This is a genomic window from uncultured Luteimonas sp. (genome assembly GCF_947492465.1).
Taxonomy (GTDB): Bacteria; Pseudomonadota; Gammaproteobacteria; order Xanthomonadales; family Xanthomonadaceae; genus Luteimonas.
In genome coordinates this window covers 128,648-153,491 of sequence record NZ_CANLNF010000003.1, presented here as the reverse complement: position 1 = coordinate 153,491, position 24,844 = coordinate 128,648, and the positions used below count along the sequence as shown (strand labels likewise).

Sequence of the window (24,844 nt, the reverse complement as noted above, 5' to 3'; positions counted from 1 at the left end):
GCTGCCGGCTTCACCGTCGTGAACCTTCCAGCTCGTCGATCAGCCGCTTCATCTCGTCGATCTCGCGCCGCTGCGCCTCGATGATCCCGTCGGCCAGCGCGCGGACGCGCGGATCCCGGATCTGCGCGCGTTCGCTGGTCAGGATGGCGATCGAGTGGTGCGGAATCATCGCGCGCATGTAGGACACGTCGTCCACCGTGCGCTGGCTGCGCACCAGCCACAGCGCGCCGCCGAACACGAGCGCGGCGCCGACGATGATCAACAGGTTCTTCCGGCGGTCCTCGTACATGTGCAGCATGAACAGCAGCATCACCACCGCCATCGACGCGCCCATGATCAGCGCCATGTATGCACGGGTCTCGGAGAAGAACACGTGTCCCGGTGTGTAGGTGTGCAGGTACATCAGCGCGAACATCACCAGGGTCGAGGTGGCGATCATCGCGCCGAAGCGGGCGTACTTGTGCATGGGTTTCTCCTGTCGACAGAAGGATTTGCGACGGCGGGCAGGCCCGCCGTGGCCTCCGTATCGCGTCCTGCGCGCAACCACGGCCGGACGCCACTCCATCGATCCGCACGGGGCCAGCGTCCGGATCCGGCGGCTTGCGGATCGAATCTAGCGGCGATCGGAGGGCCCGGCGTACAGGAAATGTGAAGCCAGCGCGCCTGGTTTGCGCGGCCAGCATGCGGCGTCGGCAAGCACGCGCCTGGAACAACGCTGCCCTGTCTGCGGGTGCACCGTTGCGAGCGCCGCGCGATGGGCCACGCTCCTGGCGCCCTGCGCCGGTGAGGCGTCAGCCTGGTGCCCGCCGGGGCGTTGCCCACGGCGGTGCGATCAACGCTTCACCGCATACGGCCCGAATGTGTTGCCGATGAAGCCGCCGGCGATGTCGACGGTGAGCAGGCTGGCATCCAGATCCACGGCCAGCGGCCGCCAGTCGCCCGGCGTCAGTGCGTAGTCGACGTCCAGGCGGGGGGCGTCCAGGCGCAGGCGCAGCGACAGCCGGCCCGGCAACTCGGCCAGCGCGATGCGCGCGAGTTCGCGCCCATGCAGTGGATCGTCCTGGCCGGCCCGTCGCAGCAGGACCAGCGAGGCGCCATCCTCCTCGCGCTCGATGGCTGCGACGTAGTGATGGCGTTCGTCCTGCAGCAGCGCCAGCCCGGCCAGCTCGCCCGCGTCGAGCGCGCCGGTGTCGAGCGTGGCGGCGATGGTCGCGCGGTGGTGCTGCAGCCGGCGTCCGATGTACGTGGGTTGTCCGCTTCCGGTGCCGTGGGCGCCGAGCGGCGTCGACGACGGAGTGATGCGCAGGCCGTCCTCGCCGGTCGCGAACCAGGCCTGCTTCGGCGGATCGAGCATCAGCCAGGCATGCGGCAGCGTGTCGGCGCGGAAGGTTTCGGTCCACGCCATCGGCCCGCTGGTGGGCAGCGGCTGCGCGCTGCGCGGCAACGACGGGCGCCCGGCCACCAGCGGCACGCGCGCGCCGCGCGGCAGGATCACGGGCCAGTCGTCGCGCCACTGCACCGGCAGCAAGAAGGTCTCTCGCCCGAGGTTGTACTGGTTGCCACGATAGGGGCGGGTAGCCAGGAACACCGCCCACCACGTGCCATCGGCGAGCTGCACGAACTGCGCATGGCCGGCGGAGGTGACCGGCGCGTCGCGCGCCGGATCGAGGTCGCGCTGGGTCAGGATCGGATTGCCCGCCCACGCCGCGTATGGACCGGTGACGCTGCGGCTGCGCCAGATCATCTGCGCATGCTGCTCGCCGGTGCCGCCCTCGGCCGCGGTGAGGTAGTACCAGTCGCCGCGCCGGAACACGTGCGGGCCTTCGACGTGTTCGGGATGGCTGGCCGGGTCCACGCCGGCATCCACCAGCTGGATGCGCGGCCCGGTCAGCGACAGCGTGTCGGCGTCGAACTGCTGGATCCAGATCGCGCGGTGTCCTTCGTAGCGCATCGGGCCGTCGGGCATGCCGTTGCTGACCATCCAGGCGCGGCCGTCGCGATCGAAGAACAGCGACGGATCGATGCCCTCGTTGCCCAGCCAGGCCGGGTCCGACCAGGGACCGGCCGGATCGTCGGCGGTGATGACGAAGTTGCCGATGCCGCGGTCCGGGCAGTAGAAGCAGGTGTTGGTGATGTAGAAACGGCGCCCGTCGTGGCTGAGCGTGGCTGCGAACAGGCCGCGGGTCAGTTCTTCGCCATCGCCGTAGGACATCTGGTCGGCCCGGTCGATCGCATTGCCGATCTGCCGCCACGACACCAGGTCGGTGCTGTGGAACAGCGGCAGGCCGGGGTAGTAGCCGAAGCTCGAGGTGACCAGGTAGAAGTCGTCGCCGACGCGGATCGTGGACGGGTCGGGATGGAAGCCGGCGGCGACCGGATTGCGGTATTGCGCGTCGGTGGGGACGGCGCCGCCGTCGTCGCCGCGATAGTCCACCGCGATGAAACGCACCTCGCCCGCGCAGGCCAGTGTGGCCAGCAAGCTGGACAGCAGGGCGACCGCGATCCGTGCGATGCGAGCGCGCATGGCCCGTTCCTTCGCGTGCTTCAGACGCTGGCCGCGAGCGGCAGGCGCCGCTCCCAGAGCGCGTGCAGGCCGTGCGCGGCCAGGTCTTCGGAATGGCGCTGCACCGCCACGCCGGAGGCGGCAAGGCCGCGCGCATAGAGATCGACCAGGCGTTCGCTGCCGACCAGGTGCACCAGTCCCGGGCGCACGGCGCCGTCCGCCAGGCCGCCGTGCAGCTCATGCCCCACCAGCAGGCCCGACAGGTAGGAAGACAGGGCCTGGCTGCCGAACCGGCCCGACAGGCCGGTGGTGCGCACGCCGAACAGCTGGTGCGCCAGGCCGCCGGCGTCGCCGCTGCGGCGCAGGCCCGCATCGAAGGCGTCGGCGTCGAAGCGGCTGTCGTCGTCGTCCATCAGCGCCCCGAGGATGCTGTGGCCGCGCAGCAGCGCGTAGAGCTCGCCGGTCATGAAGCTGCGGATGCGCTGCACGCGGCGCTCACCGATGGTCACCCACTTGCTGTGCGTGCCGGGCAGGCAGACCTGGTGCGTGCCGCGCGGCAGCGTGTCGAGCAGGGCCGCCAGCTGGGTCTCCTCGCCGCGCATCACGTCGGGCACCGCGGACACGCCGGCGTCGCGCAGGCCCGGCACGAACCAAAGCTCGCGGTCCGCGAAGTCCGGCGGCTGCACGCGGCGCATGCCGTGGGCGAGATCGTCGATGCCCGCCGGGCAGTCGAGGTAGGGCATCTCGTGCCAGCCGCCGCGCGCGCCGACCATGCCGCACAGCAGGACCGGGCCGTCGTCCCAGCCGGCGAGTTCGTGCCGCAGCACCTCGCCGAAGCGGCCGCGGCTGGCCAGCGTGCCCTGGCCGCTGCGCACGCGCTTGTGCATCGTGCCGTCGGCATCGAGCCGATAGATGCGCAGGTGGGTGGTGCCCCAGTCGACCGCGATCATGCGCCGCGCAGCCGCGCTTCGGGCAGGCCGGCCAGCCCGTCCAGCGACAGTGCGAAAATCCCGCCGGCGGTGGGCGCGGCCGCCAGCGCGGCGGCGTCCATCTCCTCGCGTGCGGTGGTCACGTACAGCGTGTCCAGATTTTTTCCGCCGATGGCGCAGCACGAGGGCATGCCCGCTGGGATGGCGACGACCCGGTCGACGCGCCCGTCCGGCGCGTAGCGGACCACGCGGCCCGCGCCCCACTGCGCGTTCCACAGGTGCCCATCGGCATCGACGGTGGAGCCGTCCGGCGCGCCACCGCCTTCGACCCGTGTGAACACGACCGGCGCGGAAACGCTGGCGGCCACCGGGTCGTAGTCGCAACGCAGGATCCGCGGCTGCACAGAATCGCAGAAGTACAGCGTGCCGCCGTCGGGCGAGAAGCAGATCGAGTTGGGAATCGCGGCCGGCGGCAGCGGCAACGGCCGCAAGCCGTGCGCGATCGAGAACTGGTAGAAGCGGCCCAGCGGCGGATCCGCGCCCGTCTCGTCCTTGGTGCCGAACACGAAGTTGCCGTGCCGGTCGCAGCGGCCGTCGTTGCTGCGCGTGGACGCACCCTGTCCGGGCTCCAGCGCGCACAGGGTGTGCAGCGCGAGCGGCACCTCAGGCTGCGGCGCGTTGGCCAGCCGGATCGACTTGGCCAGCGCCAGCAGCAAGCGGCCGTCCTCGCCCAGGGCCAGGCAGCCCAGCGGTTCGGGCAGCGCCCAGTGGTGCGTGGCGCCGCTGGCCGGTTCATGCATCCACAGCCGCGACGACAGGATGTCGGTCCAGTACAGCCGCTGCATGCGCCCGTCCCAGACGATGCCTTCGCCGAGCTGGCAGCGGCTGTCGATCGCCAGCGCCGCGGTGGCGGTACCCTGCAACTGGTTCATGTGATCACCATTCGGCCACGCTGCCGTCGGCGTGACGCCACAGCGGATTGCGCCAGCGCGGCGGTTCGCGGGACACGCGTGCCAGCAGTTCCTCGTCGATCTCCACGCCCAGTCCCGGACCCGGCAGCGCGGCGATGCAGCCGTCCGCGTCGCAGCGGAAATCGTCCTTGTTGCGCACGTAGTCGAGCAGGTCCGCGCCCTGGTTGTAGTGGATGCCGATGCTCTGTTCCTGCAGCATCGCATTCCAGCAGGTGAAGTCCACCTGCAGGCACGCCGCCAGCGCCACCGGCCCCAGCGGGCAGTGCGGCGCCACGCCGACGTCGTGCGCCTCGGCCATGGCGGCGATCTTCATGCATTCGGTGATGCCGCCGGCGTGGGAGAGGTCGGGCTGCAGCAGCGCCAGTCCGCCCGCGGCCAACACCGGCTTGAACTCGGCGCGCGAGTACATGCGCTCGCCCGCGGCCAGCGGGATCGACGTGGCGTCCGACAGCGGCCGATAGTACTCCCACTGCTCGGGCAGCACCGGCTCCTCGACGAACAGCGGCTTGAGCGGCGCCAGTTCGCGCAGCAGGATGCGCGCCATCGGCGCGCTGACCCGGCCGTGGAAGTCGATGCCGAAGTCGACCGCCTCGCCGACCGCCTCGCGCACCGCGGCCACCCTGGCCACCGCCGCGTCGATCGCGCGCGGACTGTCGATCAGCTTCAGTTCCTCGGTGCCGTTGAACTTGAACGTGTCGAAGCCCAGGGCGCGGTGGGCCTGGATCTGCGCGACGATGTCGGCGGGCCGGTCGCCGCCGACCCAGCGGTAGGTCTTCATGCGATCGCGCACGCGCCCGCCCAGCAGCTGGTAGACCGGCACCCCGAGCGCCTTGCCCTTGATGTCCCACAGCGCCTGGTCGATGCCGGCGATCGCGCTCATCAGGATCGCACCGCCGCGGTAGAAGCCGCCGCGATACATCACCTGCCACAGGTCGTTGATGTGCGCGGGGTCGCGGCCGACCAGCAGCTCGCCCAGTTCATGCACCGCGGCCTCGACCGTGGCGGCGCGGCCCTCGATCACGGGCTCGCCCCAGCCGCTGATTCCCTCGTCGGTCTCGATCTTGAGGAACAGCCAGCGCGGCGGCGCGTGCCACGTGGTCAGACGGGTGATCTTCATCGCGAATGCGCCTGCCATGCCGCGACGAACCGCTGCGCGTTCGCCAGCGTCCGCGCCGGTGCCTGACCCGGGCGATACAGCTCGCCGCCGACGGCCGCGCCGCTGCACCCGGCCGCCAGGTAGTCGCCGAGATTGTCGACGGTGATCCCGCCCACCGCCAGCAGCGGTACCGGCGGCAGCACGCTGCGCAGCGCACGCGGCAGCGCCGGGCCATACACCGCGGCCGGGAACAGCTTGAGCATCTGCGCCCCGGCCTCCAGTGCATCGAAGGCTTCGCTGGCGGTGGCGACACCGGCCGCGATCGTGAATCCGCGCGCGCATGCTTCGCGGATCAGCGTGGGGCGCACGTTGGGGGTGACCACCAGACGGCCGCCCGCGGCCTGCAGCGCGTCCAGGTGCGCGGTCTCGAGCACGGTGCCGGCGCCGGCCAGTGCGCGTTCGCCACAGGCCGCCACCGCAAGCGCGACGCTGCGCGCCCAGTCCGGCGAACCGGTCGGGATCTCGATGGCGTTGACGCCGGCCTCCAGCAGCGCCTCGACGTGGGCGACCACCGCGTCGGGCGTCACGCCGCGCAGGATCGCGACCAGGGGCGGGTGGAAGGGCAGGTGGGGGTCGTCCATGGCGTCGACGATCTGGGGCTCCGGTGCGATGGGCGGACGTGGCCGCCGGGCATAGGCTCGCGTGGCGGGGTATGTACGACAAATGAAATATTCGGCGTACGCTATTCCCTTGCCGAATAGCATCCAGGAGACGACGGCATGGTGCAGGTCGCAATGGGCCGGTCGGGGGTCGCCCGCCTGAAGACGCGCCATCTGGCGCTGCTGCTGCAACTGCACGACCACGGCTCGGTGCTGCGCGCGGCCGAGGCCGCCAACATGACCCAGCCGGCCGCCTCCAAGCTGCTGGCCGAGATGGAAGCGCTGCTCGGCGTGCCGCTGTTCGAACGGCACGCGCGCGGCGTGGCGCCGACCGCCTTCGGCCTGGCCATGGTGCGGCGGGCGCGCTCGGCCCTGGCGGAGATCGAGCGTGGCGGCGAGGAGATTGCCGCGCTGCGCGAAGGCCGGCTGGGCAAGGTGGCGATCGGCACCGTGGTCAATCCCGGCACCACCCTGGTGCCGCAGGCCGTGGCCGCGATGAAACGCGACTACCCCGGCATCCTGGTCGAGGTGGAGATGGACTACAGCCGGCCGCTGGTGGCGCGCCTGCTGGACGGACAGCTGGACATCGTGATCGGCCGCATCATGGACCCGGAAGGCGCGGCCGAGCTCGAATTCGAGCCGCTGGCCGACGAGCCGCATGCGGTGATCGTGCGCGCCGGGCACCCGCTCGCGTCGCGCCGCGAGGTGCGCATCGTGGACCTGCATGATCAGGGCTGGATCATGCCGCCGGCCGCCAGCGTGCTGCGCGCGCGGCTGGACGCGGTGTTCCACCAGCACGGGCTGCATCCGCCGCGGGACCTGGTCGAGACCGCATCGCTGCCGGTGATCATCCACCTGCTGCGGCACAGCGACCTGCTGGCCGCATTGCCGCCCGAATGCGTCGCGCCCTACCTGCAGACCGCGCAGATGCAGGTCCTGCCGATCGAGCTGGACGTGCGCATGGAGTACTTCGGCATCATCCGCCGACGCGACAAGGCGCCGGCGCCGGGCGTGACCCACATGCTCGAGACGCTGCGCGACACCGCGCGGCGGATCTATCCGCCGCTGCCGGAGCTGCGGCCGGGCGCCTGACCCGGCGCGCGAAAGCGCCCCGCGGCCCGCGCTGGATCCTGGCCTCCTCCACGTCGCGAATCCGGTGTCTCCTGGCTTCGCGCAGCGGCGGCAGGTATTCCTGATCCGCCTAGCTCGGACCCAAAAATTCATTGGTAGCGCATGGATGGGCGTTCCATGCTCCGCCACAGCGCCGCTGTCCCCCGCTGTCAGTACGGGGCGCCGTCGCACCAAGAGCCGCCAAGGCCGCCAGTAGCAACACCGGATCCGCTTGTCATGTGCCCGTGGGAGGGGAACATCATGCCAACGCTCGACCAACGTCGCCCGGGCCGCCGGCCCGCGACACACCCCGCCAACCGTTCGTTCCGCCGCAGCGCCATCGCGCTGGCGGTGGCCGCCCTGTGCTCGGCGCCGCTGCACGCGCAGCAGGCCGAGCCGGCCGAGCCCGCGCAGGACGAGGCCACCACCCTGGACGCGGTGGTCGTGTCCGGCATCCGCGGCTCGGTCTATCGCGCCCAGGACATCAAGCGCGAGGCCGACACCTTCGTCGATTCGGTCACCGCGCTCGACATCGGCGCGTTGCCCGACCGCAGCGTCACCGAGACGCTTTCGCGCATCCCCGGCGTCACCATCGACCGTTTCCTCTCCGTCGGCGATCCGGAGCACTTCTCCGCGGAAGGCGGCGGCGTGCAGGTGCGCGGCCTCACCCAGGTCCGCTCGGAACTCAACGGCCGCGACAGCTTCTCCGCCTCCGGCGGCCGCGCGCTGAGTTTCCAGGACGTGCCGTCCGAGCTGATGGCCGGCGTGGACGTGTACAAGAACCAGACCGCCGAGATGATCGAGGGCGGGCTCGGCGGCACGGTCGACCTGCGCACCTTCATGCCGCTCGACTTCGAGGAAAGCCGGCTGGGCGTGTCGTTCAGCGCCAACCGCGGCGACTTCGCCGACAAGCTCAAGCCATCCGGATCGATCCTCTACAGCAACCGCTGGGACACCGACGCCGGCGAGTTCGGCATCCTGGTCGACGTCGCGCATTCCGAGCTCGCCACCCGGACCGACGGCATGTTCGTGCGTCCGTTCTTCAACAACGCCAATACCGACCTGGACGGCGACGGCACCAGCGAGAACCTCTGGCTGCCGCGCGGCGCGGACTGGCGCACGCTCGAGTACGAGCGCGAGCGCCAGGGCGCCTACGTCGCCATGCAGTGGCGCCCGAACGAGAACCTGGAGCTGTTCGCCACCGCTTTCCAGAGCAGGTACGACGAACTCTGGTACGAGGACGCGATCTTCCTCGACAACGATCCGCTGCAGGTGCGCCTCGATGCCAGCGAACCCTACGACCTCGACGGCAACGTCTTCGTCTCCGGGCGGCTGCGCTCGGCGGGCAACATCCCGATGGGCGCCGACATCCGCGCCTCGCACCGCGAATCCAGGACCCGGGACTTCTCCGCGGGCCTGAAGTGGCTGATCGGCGAGCGCACCGAATTCTCGACCGACATCCAGTACATCCAGGCCGACACCCGGGCCCTGGACTCCACCGTCACCCTGGGCCTCAACGTCCCCTACATCGACGTCAACGTGGGCGCAGGCCGCCCGGTCATCGGCATCGACGAGACGTTCTCCGCGGACCTCGGCAACTACTACTGGGCGTTCACGATGGACCACCAGGACGACAACGAGGCCGAAGAGATCGCCTGGCGCGCGGACATCAGGCACGGATTCGACAGCACCTTCTTCGATTCGGTCCGGTTCGGCGTACGCGTGACCGATCGCGACGCGCACAGCATCGACACCGGCTACAACTGGCAGGCCGTGATCCAGCCGTGGATGCAGGGGTGGAAATTGCCGGCCGGCCCGTTGCCGGGCGTGAACCTCAACGACCAGGTGAACTCGAACCTGGTCAACCTGACCACGTTCGAGAACTTCTACCGCGGCGACGCCAACACCCCGGGCGCGTTCTACGCCCCGGTCCTGGCCACCGCACTCGGTTTCCCGGGCAGCTACCAGGCCATCCACGACGCCGCCGTGCCGTACTACCTGTGCTGCTCCGACTACACGCCACGCGACCTGGCCGACCCGCAATGGGGCAACGAGCAGCGCGAGAAGACCTATGGCGGGTATGCGATGCTCAACTTCGCGATGGACGAGCTGATGCTCGACGGGAACGTCGGCGTGCGCGTGGTCCGCACCGAAAACAGCGCCAGCGGCTATCTGGTCTATCCCAACGTCGCATACGCCCCGTATCTGGGAGCCGGCGGGATCGAGCCGATCACGGCCGAGAACTCCTATACCGACGTGCTGCCGAGCATGAACGTGAAGTGGGAGCCACGCGAGAACCTGATCCTGCGCTTCGCGGCGTCCAAGGCCATCGCGCGCCCGAATTTCAGCGACATGCAGGCCTACCAGCAACTCAACGCCGCGACCCGGCCGGGCGTCGACCCGCCCGATGACGGCAGCACGCTGCCGCCCGGCCAGCTCGACCTCACCGGCAGCTCCTTCGACAATCCGTACCTGGAGCCGATGAAGGCCAACCAGTTCGACATGTCGGTGGAGTGGTACTTCTCGCCCGAACACGGGGGCATGGCCTGGGTCAACTTCTTCTACAAGGACGTCAAGGACTACTTCCGCCGCCAGACCGAGCTGGTGGCGTATCCGGGTGTGGACGGCAACGAGTACGAGTACCTGATCACCCGGCCGGTGAACGTGGGGACAGCGAAGATCCAGGGCGCCGAGCTCGGCTGGAACCAGTTCTTCGACTTCCTGCCGGCGCCCTTCGACGGCCTGGGCATGTCGGCCAACTACACCTACATCGACAGCAGCACCGACGTGCCCAACAACCTCGACACCCAGCCGCTCGACACCGACGGCTCGACGTTCGACGCGTTGCCGGCGGACGGCCTGTCGAAAAACGCCTACAACGCCGCCGTGTTCTACGAGAAGGGGCCGTGGCAGGTGCGCCTGGCCTACAACTGGCGCAGCGAGTACCTGCTGTCGATCGGGCCCAACGGCTACAACGGCACCCACAACGACATCGCCTGGAAGCTGCCGGTCTACAGCGACGCCTTCGGCCAGCTGGATGGTTCGATCTTCTATCGCTTCTCCGACAACGTGCAGGTCGGCCTGGAAATGAACAACCTCAACAACGCCGAGCAGCGCACGATCATGGACCAGAACGGCGCCGGCCGCCGGGTGACCTCCTGGTACGTCAACGACCGGCGCTACGCCGCGACCCTGCGCCTGACGTTCTAGCTGCCGGACATCGCGCGGCCGGCCCTCCCGAGGCCGGCCGCGTGCGAGCCGGAGCGGCGGGCCATCGCCCCGCCTTCGCGACGGATTGTGTCGTCGCCGCGGCACGGCCCCCCGCACAACCGTTTCGCCTGCACCGATCAGGTCGCCCCGCCAGCGTCCCGCAAACGTTGACGCTGTCGAAAAGTTAACGCTAACATCGGGCCGCGACTCCAGATCGCGAACGTAGAAGAACAGGGGGCCGGGACAGCCCGGATTTTCAGATTGCTGCAGCGGCGCCCGCACGGTGCCCGCATTGGCAGCCGGGGAAGTTGTCATCGCAGGTGGACGCATCGGCCCGAAACGGCCGGCGCACCGCCGCGGCACCGTGCACCCAGAAAAACCAGTCGATCGACGCACAATTCCTCGGGAGGGAAGTCCATGCGTACGTCCAGCCAGCACCGTCCGGCCAACCGGATGGCAGGCCCAGCAGTCCTGCGTCAGTTCCGCCGCAGCGCCCTCGCCCTCGGCGTGGCCACCCTGCTTTCCGCGCCCCTGTATGCACAGGACGCCCCCGATGCCACCAGCGACGCCCTCGACCTCGACACCGTGGTCGTGAAGGGCGTCCGCGGCGCGGTCATGCGCGCCCAGGACATCAAGCAGGAGGCCACCCAGATCGTCGATTCGGTGACCGCCGAGGATATCGGCGCGCTGCCCGACCGCAGTGTCACCGAAACCCTCAAGCGCATCAGCGGCCTGACCGTCACCGGCTTTGCCGCGCGCGACGATACCGACCACTTCTCCGCCGAAGGCAGCGGCGTGATGATCCGCGGCCTGACCTTCGTGCGCGGCGAACTCAACGGCCGCGACGTGTTCACCGCCAACGGCGGCCGCGGCATCAGCTTCGAGGAAGTGTCCGCCGAGCTGATGGCCGGCGTGGACGTGTACAAGAACCCGTCGGCCGAGATCATCGAGGGCGGCCTGGGCGGCACCATCAACCTGCGCACCCGCATGCCGTTCGACGAGCCCGGCCGCAAGATCGCCGGCAGCATCGACTACAACTACGGCGACAAGGCCAAGGACGGTCGTCCGTCCGGCTCGTTCCTGTTCAGCGACCGCTGGGACACCGGCGTGGGCGAGATGGGCTTCATGGCCAACGTCTCGTACTCGGAACTGGCCACGCAATCCGACGGCATCCAGATCCAGCCGTACTCGCGTCGCGGGCGCACGCCAGCAGAGCAGCCCGAGGGCCTGCCCAATGGCGAAGGCTGGGTCTACGACTGGGAGCAGGAGGCCTGGGTGTCGTCCGACAGCCAGCGCGACCTGCTGCTGGAAGGCACCGACCGCGACCACGTGTTCGTGCCTGGCGGCGTGAACTGGCGCCGCACCGACTTCGACCGCAAGCGCCAGGGCGGCGCCTTCGCGTTCCAGTGGCGTCCCAACGACGACACCGAGATCTATACCCAGTTCATCACGTCGAAGTACGACATGAGCTGGCGCGAACACTTCATGGAATACACCGGCGCGGGCGAGGCCAACAATACCGACAACTGGACCGGCGACCCGAACTATTACGGCAACGCCTACGACGGCGGCGATGGCCTGGCGGACCGCACCAATCGGCTGATCCCGATGCCGGGCACGCAGTTCGAGTACGACGAGAACGGCCGCTTCCTGCGCGGCAGCATCCGCCTGGGCGGTTGGCGTGGACAGCCGGGCGACGACTCCAACGGCATGTACCAGGGCCCGGGCATCCAGTTCGCGGTCGGCAACCGTTTCAACGTGCAGTCCTCGAAGACCACCGACTGGTCCGCCGGGTTCAGGCACTTCTTCAGCGACAGCTTCCTCATGCGCGGCGACTTCCAGTACGTGAAGGCGACCAGCGACCAGGTGGACTTCTCGGTCCATACCTCGACCCTGCTGGAGGGCATCCATCTCGACCTGACCGGCAAGTACCCCTCGGTAACGCTGGACAATCCCGAGCGCGCGTTGCAGCAGGACACCTACTTCTGGCGTTCGGCGATGGATCACCTGGCCGACAACGAAGGCCACGAGCGCGCGGGGCGGCTGGACTTCGAATACAACTTCATGGATCACAACTGGCTGCGCACGGCGCGTTTCGGCGCCCGCGTCGCGGACCGCGAATACACCAGCTTCTACACCACCTACAACTGGCAGCCGATCAGCGACGACTGGAACCGGATCGAGAACCCCGACCCGACCCGTCCACCGGTCGCCTGGCTCGACCAGTACTATCCGGGAGAGTCGGCGCTGTACACGATGCGCGACTTCTTCGGCGGGGATGCCAACGTCCCGACCCAGTTCTGGGCGGCCCAGGACAGCTTCGTGGACATCGGCCGCGTCCGCGACACCCTTGCCACCATCCCGGGCGCGCAGTGGAACCCGATCAGCTACTCGCCCGATGCCATCAACCAGCAGCGCGAGCGCACCCAGGCCGCCTACGGCATCCTGTACTTCGGCAATGACGAGCTGCGCAATCCCGTCGACGGCAATGTCGGCGTACGCGTGGTCAAGACCAGCGTGAAGGCGGTGGGCGGCGGCCTGCTGCCGGACATGACCGGCGCGTACGTGGAAGATGTGGCGCAGGAGGTGCGGGACGCCTTCTACGGCCAGGCGTTCAACAGCCAGGTCAACACCTCCTACACCGACGTGCTGCCCAGCCTGAACGTGCGGGTGCGCTTCGACCACGGCCTGCAGTGGCGTTTCGCCGCGTCCAAGGCGATCGCCCGGCCGGAGTTCCGTCTGATGCAGAACTGGATCACCCTCTCGGCGAATGCCGCCGGGTGCGCCCAGGCCCGCGAGGATGGACTGCGCACCGAACTGTGCAGCTTCGACGACCTGGCCTACAGCGGCAGCGGCGGCAATCCCGAGCTCAAGCCGATGCGCGCCAACCAGTTCGACACCGCGCTCGAGTGGTACTTCGGTCCCGCCAACAGCCTGTACCTGACGCTGTTCAAGAAGGACGTGAAGGACTACTTCGCCACGTCGCTGGGCACCGAGATCATCGATGGCCGCTCCTACCAGATGAACCGGACGCGCAACCTCGACGAAGGCAAGATCAAGGGTTTCGAGCTCGGCTATTCGCAGTTCTTCGACTTCCTGCCCGGCCTGGGCGTCCAGGCGAACTACACCTTCGTGGACAGCTCCGGCGGCACCAACGTCGACGTGGGCATTCCCACCGACACGCCCGTGGTCCCCGAGGTCGCCGTCGAACTCCCGCTGGAAGGCCTGTCGCGTCGCAGCTACAACGTGATCGGCATCTTCGAACGCGGTCCGGTGTCCTTCCGCCTGGCCTACAACTGGCGTTCGCGCTACCTGCTCACCAGCAGCGACGTGATGCCGGCGATGCGCCAGCCGGTGTGGAACGACGACTACGGCCAGCTCGACGGCTCGTTCTTCTACAACCTCACGGACAACATCCAGCTGGGCCTGCAGGTCAACAACATCACCAACAGCACGACCAAGCTGTTGATGGGCCCGCGTGGCTACCGTCGCGACGGCTTCGTGGACGACACGCTCTACAACCGCGCCTGGTTCGAGAACGACCGTCGCTACTCGGCGGTGCTGCGCGCGAGCTGGTAAGGCGCTTGCAGGGGTCCACCGCGCGGCGATGCCGCGCGGTGGACTCACCGCGGCCTGTGGGCGGCCAATCCGGTCGTCGTCGTGCCGCAAGGCTATGGTGTAGGGTGGGCCTGTCGCCCGGTGGCCGGATGGGCTGACGGGACTGTCGCATCATGCATGGCGCCTGCATCCGGATTCCCGCGCGACGCCGGGCCTGGCGCCCTCGTGCAGGCATGGATCGATCAGGCAATGGAACGGACTCCCTACGAGAATCCCACCGCTGAAACCTTCCACGCATCGCGTGTTTCCGGTGCGGTGGTCTGGATCGCGGCCATGCTCGGGCTGGCGGTCGCGCTGTCGGGCGTCCCGGGGCTGCTGAAGACCCTGCTGTTGATGTCCTGGCTCGCCGTCGAACCGGCCATGCACCTGGAGTCGCCGTGGGAGGCGGTGCTCGAACTCGTCTTCTCGGTCACCGCCATCGCGGCAGGCGCCGCGCTGGCGGGCCGGTATCGCGTGGCGCTGTACCTGCTGGGGCTGCTCGCGGGGATGATCGCCTGGCTGCTGCTGCGCAAGGACACGGGAGCGGCGGAGGATTGGCCGTGGCTCGCGCTGTACGCAGCGGCGTGCATCGCCTGCGGTTGGATGCGGTGGCGCGGCCATCTCCGGCCGATCCGTGCGCCGTCTCCGATGGGCGATCCGACGGCGGCGGACTGAATCCGACGCAGCGGCGATCACCCGCCGGTGCTGTCGCCGTTGGATGCGCCCCGCCGCGCAGACCGTCATGCGGAACGCGGCGACCGGATGCAAGGCGTCGACGTTGAAGCCATCGGCCCCGCCTCGCCGCGCCGCAGCATTCCGCCATGCTATAGCCGAGCGCGATTTCTTCATTGGTCCGGAATTGCTCGCGCACCTATCCTGCGGAATGAACAGGCAGGGGCGAGGTGCCGGCGCAATGGGCTTGAGGTCGGAACGGATCGTGTCGCGCAATGGCCGCGATGTCGCGATGCGCATCGCCGTGGAAACGCGGCAGCCAGGGAAAGCGCCGGCGCCGTCGAGCGCAAGCGCCTGCGTCCCCGGACCGCGGCGCCGCGCCGGTGACAAGGCAGTGCGCCGGGACGGCATCATGCGTCGGGTCGCGGCCGCCTGGCGTCGACGCGACGCTGCGTCCTCCGCGATCGGAGGATCCGACATCCGCCATGGAGATCCGCGATGAGCTTGCCGACCCTTCCGTCCACCATTCCCCCTGTCATTGGCGACGGGCACGTCGTGGCGGCCTCGCAGTCCGTGCGGTCCATCGTCTCCCGCGTGGCTGGCGACATGCCGGCGGCGCGCTGCACCCACGCCGCATCCCGTGGCGATGCCGCCCTGGCCCCAACCGCAAGGACGCTCGCGCTGTTCGCTAGCGCATGCGCGTTGCTGCTGGCATCGGCGAGCCAGGCGGTGGAGCTGCCGCGCATGTTCGACGACGGCATGGTGCTGCAGCGTGGGCAGGCCATTCCGGTATGGGGCCATGCGCCGCCGGGCGCGAAGGTGGAGGTGCGGCTGGATGGCGACGCCGCCAGCGCCACCGCGGACGGCAACGGTGCGTGGCGCCTGCAGCTGCCCGCGCGCGAGGCGGGTGGTCCGTTCGTGATGCGCATCGATGACGGCAAGGCGCCGCTCGAACTGCGCGACGTGCTGGTGGGCGATGTATGGCTGGCGTCTGGCCAGTCGAACATGGAATGGCCGATCTCGCAGTCCGCCGACGCGGAAGCCGAGATCGCGCGCGCGACCGACCCGCTGATCCGCCACTTCAAGATCCCGAAGTCATGGGCGGCCCTGCCCGAGCGGCAGCTGGCAGGCGGCGACTGGATCGCCTCGTCGCCCGACGTCGCCGGAAACTTCTCCGCCGTGGCGCACTTCTTCGCGCGCGAACTGCGCGCCTCGCAGGGCGTGCCGATCGGCATCATCGACAGCACCTGGGGCGGCAGCAGCATCGAGGCCTGGATGGATGCGGCCACCCAGGGCATCGACCGCGACGCCATGGTGGAGCTGGCGCACCAGCTGCAGGACGAGGACGAACGCGCGCTGGTGCAGGCGCGCGCGAAGCTGGCGCGCTGGAAGCTGCCGGCCGACGACCGCGGCTGGCACCTCGCGGGCGTCGACACGTCGGACTGGGACGCGATGTCCGTGCCCGGCGTGTGGGAAGGCGCCGGCTGGAACGGCATGGACGGGGTGGCCTGGTACCGCACCACGTTCACGCTCGGCGCGGACGAGGCGCGGTCCGGCGTGACCCTTGGCCTCGGGCGCATCGACGATACCGATACCACCTGGGTCAATGGCGTCGAAGTCGGACAGACCGCGCTGCAGTACAACCTGGCGCGCGAATACCAGGTCCCGGCCTCCGTCCTGCGTGCGGGCGTCAACGAGATCGCGGTGCGCGTTAGCGACGTTGGCGGCGGTGGCGGCATTCATGGCACCGCCGAAGAACTGTTCGTGCAGCCGGCGGGCGGGCAGCGGCGCAGCCTGGCGGGAACCTGGAAGTTCCGCCCCGCCGAGGTCACGGCGCTCGCGCTCGACGATGACAAGAACCAGCGGCCGACGCTGCTGTACAACGCCATGATCGCGCCGCTGCAGCCGTTCCCGGTGCGTGGCGTGATCTGGTACCAGGGCGAATCCAACGCCGGCAGCGTCGAGCAGGCGCTGCGTTACCGCGAGCAGTTCCCGGCCATGATCCGGCAGTGGCGCGCGCAGTGGAACGGGCCGGAACTGCCGTTCCTGTGGGTGCAGCTGGCGAGCTGGCATTCCGGCGGCGACCAGGGCGACACCAGCCCCTGGGCGGTGCTGCGCGAGTCGCAGACGGCCACGCTGTCGCTGCCGGCGACCGCGCAGGCGGTGGCGATCGACATCGGCGACGTCGCCGACATCCATCCGACGAACAAGCAGGACGTCGGAAAGCGCCTGGCGCTGGCGGCGCGGCGCGTGGCCTACGGGGAGGCTGTCGTGCACTCGGGGCCGGTGTTTACGGGCGCGGAATTCGTCGCCGGCGCTGCCAGCCTGTCGTTCGACGGCGACGGGCTCGCGGTGCGTGGTGGCGGCACGCTGCAGGGTTTCCGGTTGGCAGGCGCGGACCGCGTCTTCCATCCGGCCAGCGCGGTGATCGACGGCAATCGCATCGTGGTGCGCAGCGGAGCGGTGCCGAGTCCGGTCGCGGTGCGCTACGCCTGGGGCGACGCGCCGGTGGACGCAAATCTGGTCGGCGCCAGCGGACTACCGGCCTCGCCATTCCGGAGCGACGACTGGTGAGCGTGGATTGCCCGCCACGCGCGCGCCCTGCGCCCGTCCTGCGCCACCGCGCCCGCGGGCGTACTGCGCTGCGGATGCTCGCGCTGGCCGGCCTGCTTGCACTCGCCGGTTGCCGGCCCGGTGCCGATGCCGCTGTCAACGCGGCCGGTGCGCCTGACGCCGTCCGCTCCGGCGGCGAAGCTGCCGAACGCCACATCCCACGCTTCGAGAGCAAGGGCGGCAGGCACGCCCTCATCGTCGACGGCGCACCGTTCCTCGTCCTCGGGGGCCAGGCGCACAACTCCAGCAACTACCCCGAACCGCTGAAGCAGGTCTGGCCCGCGCTCGACGATCTCGGCGCCAATACGCTTTCGATCTCGATCGCCTGGGAGCAGGTCGAGCCGGAGGAGGGCAGGTTCGATTTCTCCTTTGTCGACCACCTGCTGGCGCAGGCGCGCGCGCACGACAAGCGCCTGGTCCTGCTGTGGTTCGCGACCTGGAAGAACAACGGACCGAACTACGCACCGCGCTGGGTGAAGCTCGACAACGACCGCTTCCCGCGCGTGGTGCGCGAGGACGGCACGGTGCTCAACTCCCTCTCGCCGCACGCGCAGGCCACGCTCGATGCCGATCGCCGCGCCTTCGCCCGGCTGATGGCCCACCTGCGCGAACACGACGCGCAGCGCACGGTGATCCTGGTGCAGCCGCAGAACGAGCCGGGCACCTACGGCAGCGTGCGCGATTTTTCGCCGTTGGCGCAGCAGGCCTTCGATGGCCAGGTGCCGCAGCCGCTGCTCGACCGCCTGGGCAAGCCCCCAGGCAGCTGGCGCGAGGTGTTCGGAGCCGACGCCGACGAGACCTTCCACGCCTGGCACATCGCGCGCTACATCAACGAGGTGGCGAAGGCCGGGAAGGCCGAGTACCCGCTGCCGATGTACATCAACGCCGCGCTGCGCGGGCCGTTCAACCCGGGCCAGCCCGGCCAGTACGCCAGCGGCGGGCCCACCGACAACATGCTCGACGTGTACAAGGCCGCGGCGCCCGACATCGACATCCTCGCGCCCGACATCTACATGCCCGAGTACGTGAACTACACCACCGTGCTCGAACGCTATGCGCGGCCGGACAACGCGCTGTTCGTGGCCGAGACCGGCAACGCGCCGGAATACGCGCGCTACCTGTTCGCCGCGCTCGGCCACGACGGCATCGGCTGGGTGCCCTTCGGCATGGACTACACGCCCTACGGCAACTATCCGCTGGGCGTGAAGCGCACCACGCCGGAGACGATCGCGCCATTCGCGCTGGGCTTCGCGCTGGTCAACCAAGGCATGCGCGAATTCGCGAAGGCCGCATCTCAGGGGCGGCTGCACGGCGTGGCCGAGCAGCCTGGCGTGCCCGAGCAGACCATCGCCCTCAACGAACGCTGGAACGCGACCATCGCCTATGGCCTGCCGCACTTCTGGTTCCAGGGCGCGGTGCCGGGCAATCCCGAGCCCATCGGCGGCGCGCTGATCGCCGAACTGGGGCCCGACGAATTCCTGGTCACCGGCATGCATGCGCGCGTGACCATCCACCCGGCCGCCGCTAACGAGGCGCTGATCTACGACCGCGTGGAGGAAGGCCGCTATGTCGATGGCGCCTGGGAGTTCCACCGCAACTGGAACGGCGACCAGACCGACTACGGCCTGAACTTCTCCGACGCGGTGCAGCTGCTGCGCGTCACCCTCGCGACCTACCGCACCACATCCGACGTCGACCACCAGGAGCACTGACGCCATGACCCGACTCTCCCGCCTCCCGCGCCTGCTGGCGCTGCCCGTGGCCATTGCCCTGGCCGGCTGCGGCGCGCAGGCCGCCGAGCGCTGGGAGCGCGACGGCCGCGACGTCATCGTGCGTCCGTCGGCAGACGGTGCCGCGCCCGTGCGGCTGCAGGTGGTGGACGGCAACATCATCCGGGTGACCGCGGATCCGGCGGGCGCATTCCAAAGGTCGAAGAGCCTGATGCGGGCCGAACGCGAGGACGCGCCGCCCGCCTTCGAGGTGGAGGAAACCGGCGGCAGATTGCGCGTGGCCGCCCCCGCGATCTCGGCCGAAGTCTCGCTGCAGGACGGCCGCGTGGCCTTCTTCGACGCCGCCGGAAAACCGCTGCTGTCGGAGGTGGCGGGCGGACGCAGCTTCGACCAGAAGCAGTTCGATGGCCGCCCGTTCCACAGCATCCGCCAGCGCTTCGAATCCAACGAAGATGAGGGTCTGTACGGCACCGGCCTGCACCAGCAGGGCTGGATGAACCTCAAGGGCCGCGACGTCGAACTGCTCCAGCACAACATCGACAACGCGATCCCGTACCTGAGCTCGAGCCGCGGCTACGGCATCCTCTGGGACAACAACTCGATCACCCGCTACGGCGATCCGCGCGGCCTGCGGCAGATCGGCGAGGTGGTGACGCTGTACGACAAGGACGGCAGGGAAGGCGCGCTCACCGCGACCTACTCGATCGATGGCGACGTGAAGATCGTGCGCCGCGAGGAGAAGATCGACTACCAGTTCATCTCCGGGCTCAAGGACTTCCCCGAAGAAGGCAAGAACATGGCGCCTGGCGGCCGCAGCGAGGTGGTCTGGGAAGGCCAGATCGCCGCGCGCAGCGATGGGCGCCACACCTTCTCGCTCTACAACAGCGAGTACGCCAAGCTCTATGTCGACGGCGAGCTGGTGATCGATCGCTGGCGCCAGAACTGGAATCCCTGGCACCACGAGTTCGCGCTCGACCTCAAGGCCGGCCAGAAGCACGAGCTGCGCATCGAATGGGACCGGATCGAGCCGGCCTACCTCGCGCTGCAGGGCCGCGACCCGTTGCCGGCGGCCGAGGCGCAGGATCTTTCGATCTGGTCGGAAGCCGCGCAGGTCATCGACTACTACGTGGTCGCCGCGCCGGATGCCGACGGCGTGATCGCGGGCTATCGCAGGCTCACCGGCAAGGCGGCGCTGCTGCCCAAATGGTCCTACGGCTTCTGGCAGAGCCGCGAGCGCTACAAGACGCAGGCCGAACTGACCGGCGTGCTGGACGAGTACCGCCGCCGCAAGCTGCCGATCGACGCCATCGTGCTCGACTGGTCGTACTGGCCGGAAGACGCCTGGGGCTCGCACGACTTCGACCCGAAAAATTTCCCCGATCCCGACGGCATGGTCGACCACGTGCACGAGAAGAACGCGCAGATCATGATCTCGGTCTGGCCCAAGTTCTATCCGACCACCGAGCACTACAAGGAGCTCGACGCCGCCGGCTACATGTACAAGCGCAACGTCGAGGTCGGCGAGCTGGACTGGATCGGCAAGGGCTATCTCAACTCCTTCTACGACCCGTTCACCCGCGAGGCGCAGGACATCTTCTGGCGCCAGGTCAACACCAAGCTCAACAGCAAGGGCTTCGACGCCTGGTGGCTGGATGCCACGGAACCGGACCTGCACAGCAACATCGACATCGGCGAGCGCAAGGCGCGCACCATGCCCAACGCGCTGGGCTCGTCGACCGAGTACTTCAACGCCTATCCACTGCCGCACTCCGAAGGCGTGTACCGCGGCTCGCGCGAGGTCGAGCCCGACAAGCGCGTGTTCATCCTCTCGCGTGCGTTCTTCGCCGGACAGCAGCGCGCCGGGGCGGCGTTCTGGAGCGGCGACATCGTGCCGCGCTGGGAGGATTACCGCGAGCAGATCTCCGGCCTGGTCAACGCCTCGATGGCGGGCGCGCCGAACGTGAGCTTCGACATCGGCGGCTTCTCTCCCGAGCGCCGCTACGAGCAGAAGGATCCGGCGCACCTGCCCGAATGGCGCGAGCTGAGCCTGCGTTGGTTCCAGCACGGCGCCTTCGTGCCGATCTTCCGCCTGCACGGGCAGTTCCCGTACCGCGAGATCTGGGAAATCGCGCCCGAGGGCACGCCGCACTACGACAGCTTCGTGCACTACCTCAAGCTGCGCTACACCCTGCTGCCCTACATCTACACCCTGGCCGGCGACACCTGGCATCGAGACGGCACCATCCTGCGCGCGCTGGCCATGGATTTCCCGGCCGATGCCAGGGCACGCGACATCGCCGACCAGTACCTGTTCGGCCCGGCCTTCCTGGTCGCGCCGGTGACGCAGTTCAAGGCCACCAGCCGCGAGGTCTACCTGCCGGCGGGAGCGCAGTGGATCGACTTCGAGACCGGGCGGCGCTTCGACGGCGGGCAGACCATCACCGCCGCCGCGCCGCTGCAGCGGATGCCGCTGTTCGTGCGCGCGGGCTCGATCGTGCCGCGCACGGTGGTGCAGCAGTACGTCGACGAGCAGCCCGACGCGCCGTTGACCATCGAGGTCTATACCGGCGCCGACGGCAGCTTCTCCCTGTACGAGGACAGCGGCCGCAGCTACGGCTACGAGCGCGGCGAGTCGGCGCGCATCCCGCTGGCCTGGGACGAGGCGAAGGGCGAACTGTCGATCGGCGCGCGCGATGGTGCGTATCCGGGTATGGCGGCGCAGCGAGAGGTGCGCGTGCGCTTCATCGACGGCCCGCGCGGCGACAACGGCGCGCTGGAGCCTGCGGCCGATGTCACGGTGACCTACGACGGCAGTGCGTTGACCGTGGCGCGGCCGGAAGCATGAGTCGCGGCGTCCCGGCCCCCACCCCGCCCCTCCCCTGCGAGCGGGGGAGGGGGCGGTGCGCGGCAGCGGACGGTCGCGGCACCCCGGACCACCGTGTTCAAGCCTCCCTCGCCTGTCCTCTCCTCCCTCCCACGCCTGCGGGGGAGGGGCGGAGTGGGGGCGGCCGAAGCCATTGTCCTGAAGCGTCCATTGCCGCATTCCGAAACGCGGCTCCATGAGCTTCGATCCGCGCCGCCGCGACGCGCTCAAGGCCGCCGCCCTGGCCGCGATGGCGGGCGGCATCGGCCTTGCGCCCGACTCCGCCCGCGCGGAGGGCGCATCGGCGCTTTCACGAGGTGGAGCAGCTGGCGAAGCGCACGCCGGGGACGGCCCGGCGGCCGACGCATGGGACACCCTGCGCCTGTGGTACCCGCGCCCGGCCACCCAGTGGGTCGAAGCGCTGCCGCTGGGCAATGGCCGACTCGGCGCCATGGTCTGGGGCGGCGGCAAGCACGAACGCATCCAGCTCAACGAGGACACGCTGTACGCCGGCGGCCCCTATGATCCGACCCCGGCCACTGCGCTGTCCGCGCTGCCGGAGGTGCGACGGCTGCTGTTCGCCGGCCGCTACGCTGAAGCCGAGGCGCTGGCCAATGCGCAGATGATGGGGCAGCCGGTCAAGCAGATGCCCTACCAGCCGCTCGGCGACCTGGTGCTGGACTTCTTCGAGATCGCCGAAACCAACGGCTACCGGCGCGAACTCGACCTCGATACCGCGATCGCCACCTCCAGCTTCGAGGCCCGCGGCCTGCAGCATCGGCGCGAGGTACTGGTCTCGCCCGTCGACCAGTGCGTGGCCGTGCGCCTGTCGGGCGACAAGCCCGGCCGCATCTCGCTGCGTATCGGACTTGCCAGCGACCAGCCCTCGGCGCAGGTCCAATCCGACGGCGACGCCGGCCTGCTCATGCGCGGCCATAACGAGACCGCGTTCGGTATCGAAGGCCGCCTGCGCTTCGCCGCGCGGCTGCGGGTGCTGGCGCAGGGCGGGACGCTGCTCCGCCGCGGCGACCGCATCGAGCTGCGCGATGCCGACGAGGCGCTGCTGCTGCTCACCGCCGCCACCAGCTACCGGCGCTACGACGACGTCTCCGGCGATCCCGAGACCATCACCCGCGAGCAGCTCGACGCCGCCGCACGCAGGCGCTGGCATGCGCTGCGCGAAGCGCACGTCGCGGCCCACCGCACGCTGTTCCGGCGCGTCTCGATCGATCTGGGCAGCACGGCCGCGGATGTAGCGGCGCTGCCCACCGACGAGCGTGTGGCCCGATTCGCCGGCGGCAACGATCCGCAGCTGGCCGCGCTCTACCACCAGTTCGGCCGCTACCTGCTGATCGCAAGCTCGCGCGCCGGCAGCCAGCCGGCGAACCTGCAGGGCATCTGGAACGACCTGATGCACCCGCCCTGGGAGAGCAAGTACACGATCAACATCAATACCCAGATGAACTACTGGCCGGCGGAGGCCAACGCGCTGGCCGAATGCGTCGAGCCGCTGGAGCGCATGGTGTCCGAGCTGGCCGAGCGCGGCGCCCACACCGCGCGCGCGATGTACGGCGCGCCGGGCTGGGTGGCGCACCACAACACCGACCTGTGGCGCGCCACCGCGCCCATCGACGGCGCGCAGTGGGGTCTGTGGCCGCTCGGTGGCGCCTGGCTGCTGCAGCAGCTGTGGGATCGTTGGGACTACGGCCGCGACATTGACGACCTGCGCCGGATCTATCCGCTGTTCAAGGGCGCCGCGAAGTTCTTCGCCGCCACCCTGGTCGAGGATCCGCGTACGGGCGCGCTGGTGACCGCGCCCTCGATCTCGCCAGAAAACCAGCACCCGCATGGGGCCGCGCTGTGCGCCGGGCCGTCGATGGACGCGCAGATCCTGCGCGACCTGTTCGGCCAGTGCATCGACGCCTCGCGCCTGCTCGACACCGATCGCGACTTCGCAGCCAGGCTTGCGAGCCTGCGCGAGCGCCTGCCGCCGCACCGCATCGGCCGTGCTGGCCAGCTGCAGGAATGGCAGCACGACTGGGACATGGACGCGCCCGAGATCGACCACCGCCACGTCTCGCACCTGTACGCGCTGCATCCGTCCAGCCAGATCAACCCGCGCGATACGCCGGAACTTGCCGCGGCCGCGCGTCGCTCGCTGGAAATCCGCGGCGACGAGGCCACCGGCTGGGGCATCGGCTGGCGCCTGAACCTTTGGGCGCGCCTGCGCGACGGCCAGCGCGCGATGAAGATCCTGCGCATGCTGTTGAGCCCGTCGCGCACCTATCCGAACCTGTTCGATGCGCATCCGCCGTTCCAGATCGACGGCAACTTCGGCGGCACCGCCGGGATCACCGAGATGCTGGTGCAGAGCTGGGGCGGCGCCGTGTTCCTGCTGCCGGCGCTGCCGCCCGACTGGCCGGATGGCGAACTGCGCGGCGTGCGCGTGCGCAACGCCGGGCAGGTCGATCTTGCGTGGCGTGGCGGCAGGCTGCGGGAAGCGACCCTGCGCAGCGAGCGCGGCGGGGAGTACGCCGTCGATTGTCGTGGCAGCGTGCTGGCGCTGACGCTCGCGCCTGGCGAAGCCGTAAGGCTGCGGCCGGGTCCGCACGGGCTGGAGCCGGCCTGAGGATGATGCAGGCCATCGCTCCCCCGGCCGAGCCGCCGGAAGCTCGTCCGTCCGGGCAGCGCCTTCGGCAGGGCCGCAGCGGGCCAGCTCGATTCCACCCGGCGGCGCACACCTCGCAGGCCGCGCCGCGCAAGCAGGTTGCCGGCGCAACCATTGGCGATTTTGTTGCGGTGCAGAAGTCCTGGCGGCACCAATACGATTACCCTGTCGCGCCAGATGACAGCGCAGTCATCGGGATGCCATCCCATGTCCTGGCACCAGG

14 protein-coding genes are annotated in these 24,844 nt (G+C 69.6%); 8 read left to right on the top strand and 6 right to left on the bottom strand.

The genetic code is table 11. The annotated features are described in order from the left end of the window. Window positions 1-10: 10 nt before the first annotated feature. The 6 genes from Q0863_RS08735 to Q0863_RS08710 form a co-directional block, all read right to left on the bottom strand. Window positions 11-466: a DUF305 domain-containing protein gene (locus Q0863_RS08735; RefSeq protein WP_298577296.1), complete on the bottom strand. Its 456-nt coding sequence runs from the start codon at window positions 464-466 to the stop codon at window positions 11-13. Window positions 467-832: 366 nt separating this feature from the next. Further along, complete coding sequence (locus Q0863_RS08730) at window positions 833-2,524, bottom strand: glycoside hydrolase family 43 protein (RefSeq protein WP_298577294.1); 1,692 nt, start codon at window positions 2,522-2,524, stop codon at window positions 833-835. A 20-nt stretch (window positions 2,525-2,544) separates the two neighbouring features. Next, window positions 2,545-3,453 (bottom strand): 2-dehydro-3-deoxygalactonokinase, encoded by a 909-nt coding sequence (locus tag Q0863_RS08725; protein WP_298577292.1) that lies wholly within the window; start codon window positions 3,451-3,453, stop codon window positions 2,545-2,547. Beyond that, window positions 3,450-4,364 carry an SMP-30/gluconolactonase/LRE family protein gene (locus tag Q0863_RS08720; protein ID WP_298577290.1) on the bottom strand — a complete coding sequence of 305 codons (915 nt, stop codon included), beginning with the start codon at window positions 4,362-4,364 and terminating at the stop codon, window positions 3,450-3,452. Before Q0863_RS08720 ends, Q0863_RS08725 begins: the two co-directional genes overlap by 4 nt. Before the next feature lie 4 nt (window positions 4,365-4,368). Further along, window positions 4,369-5,520 (bottom strand): galactonate dehydratase, encoded by a 1,152-nt coding sequence (dgoD, locus tag Q0863_RS08715; RefSeq protein WP_298577289.1) that lies wholly within the window; start codon window positions 5,518-5,520, stop codon window positions 4,369-4,371. Next, the gene (locus tag Q0863_RS08710) at window positions 5,517-6,140 is read right to left on the bottom strand and encodes a 2-dehydro-3-deoxy-6-phosphogalactonate aldolase (protein ID WP_298577287.1); all 624 of its coding nucleotides are present in this window, start codon (window positions 6,138-6,140) and stop codon (window positions 5,517-5,519) included. The genes dgoD and Q0863_RS08710 overlap by 4 nt, the downstream gene beginning before the upstream one ends. Before the next feature lie 138 nt (window positions 6,141-6,278). On the opposite strand from Q0863_RS08710, the gene Q0863_RS08705 reads away from it, so the two are divergent. From Q0863_RS08705 to Q0863_RS08670, 8 genes are all read left to right on the top strand, one after another. Then, window positions 6,279-7,250 carry a LysR substrate-binding domain-containing protein gene (locus Q0863_RS08705; protein ID WP_298577286.1) on the top strand — a complete coding sequence of 324 codons (972 nt, stop codon included), beginning with the start codon at window positions 6,279-6,281 and terminating at the stop codon, window positions 7,248-7,250. A gap of 279 nt (window positions 7,251-7,529) precedes the next feature. Then, on the top strand, window positions 7,530-10,478 hold the full coding sequence (locus tag Q0863_RS08700; RefSeq protein ID WP_298577284.1) for a TonB-dependent receptor: 2,949 nt from the start codon (window positions 7,530-7,532) through the stop codon (window positions 10,476-10,478). Between the two features lie 453 nt (window positions 10,479-10,931). Continuing rightward, window positions 10,932-14,057, top strand: coding sequence for a TonB-dependent receptor (locus Q0863_RS08695; protein WP_298577796.1), 3,126 nt, complete (start codon window positions 10,932-10,934; stop codon window positions 14,055-14,057). Between the two features lie 156 nt (window positions 14,058-14,213). Beyond that, on the top strand, window positions 14,214-14,750 hold the full coding sequence (locus Q0863_RS08690) for a hypothetical protein (protein WP_298577283.1): 537 nt from the start codon (window positions 14,214-14,216) through the stop codon (window positions 14,748-14,750). Window positions 14,751-15,491: 741 nt separating this feature from the next. Beyond that, entirely contained in the window at window positions 15,492-17,321 is a 1,830-nt protein-coding gene (locus Q0863_RS08685) for a sialate O-acetylesterase (RefSeq protein WP_298577795.1), read from the top strand. 74 nt (window positions 17,322-17,395) lie between these two features. Continuing rightward, on the top strand, window positions 17,396-19,072 hold the full coding sequence (locus tag Q0863_RS08680; protein ID WP_298577281.1) for a DUF5597 domain-containing protein: 1,677 nt from the start codon (window positions 17,396-17,398) through the stop codon (window positions 19,070-19,072). Between the two features lie 4 nt (window positions 19,073-19,076). Then, window positions 19,077-21,935 (top strand): TIM-barrel domain-containing protein, encoded by a 2,859-nt coding sequence (locus Q0863_RS08675; protein WP_298577279.1) that lies wholly within the window; start codon window positions 19,077-19,079, stop codon window positions 21,933-21,935. A gap of 214 nt (window positions 21,936-22,149) precedes the next feature. Further along, window positions 22,150-24,582 carry a glycoside hydrolase family 95 protein gene (locus Q0863_RS08670; RefSeq protein WP_298577278.1) on the top strand — a complete coding sequence of 811 codons (2,433 nt, stop codon included), beginning with the start codon at window positions 22,150-22,152 and terminating at the stop codon, window positions 24,580-24,582. Window positions 24,583-24,844: the final 262 nt, after the last annotated feature.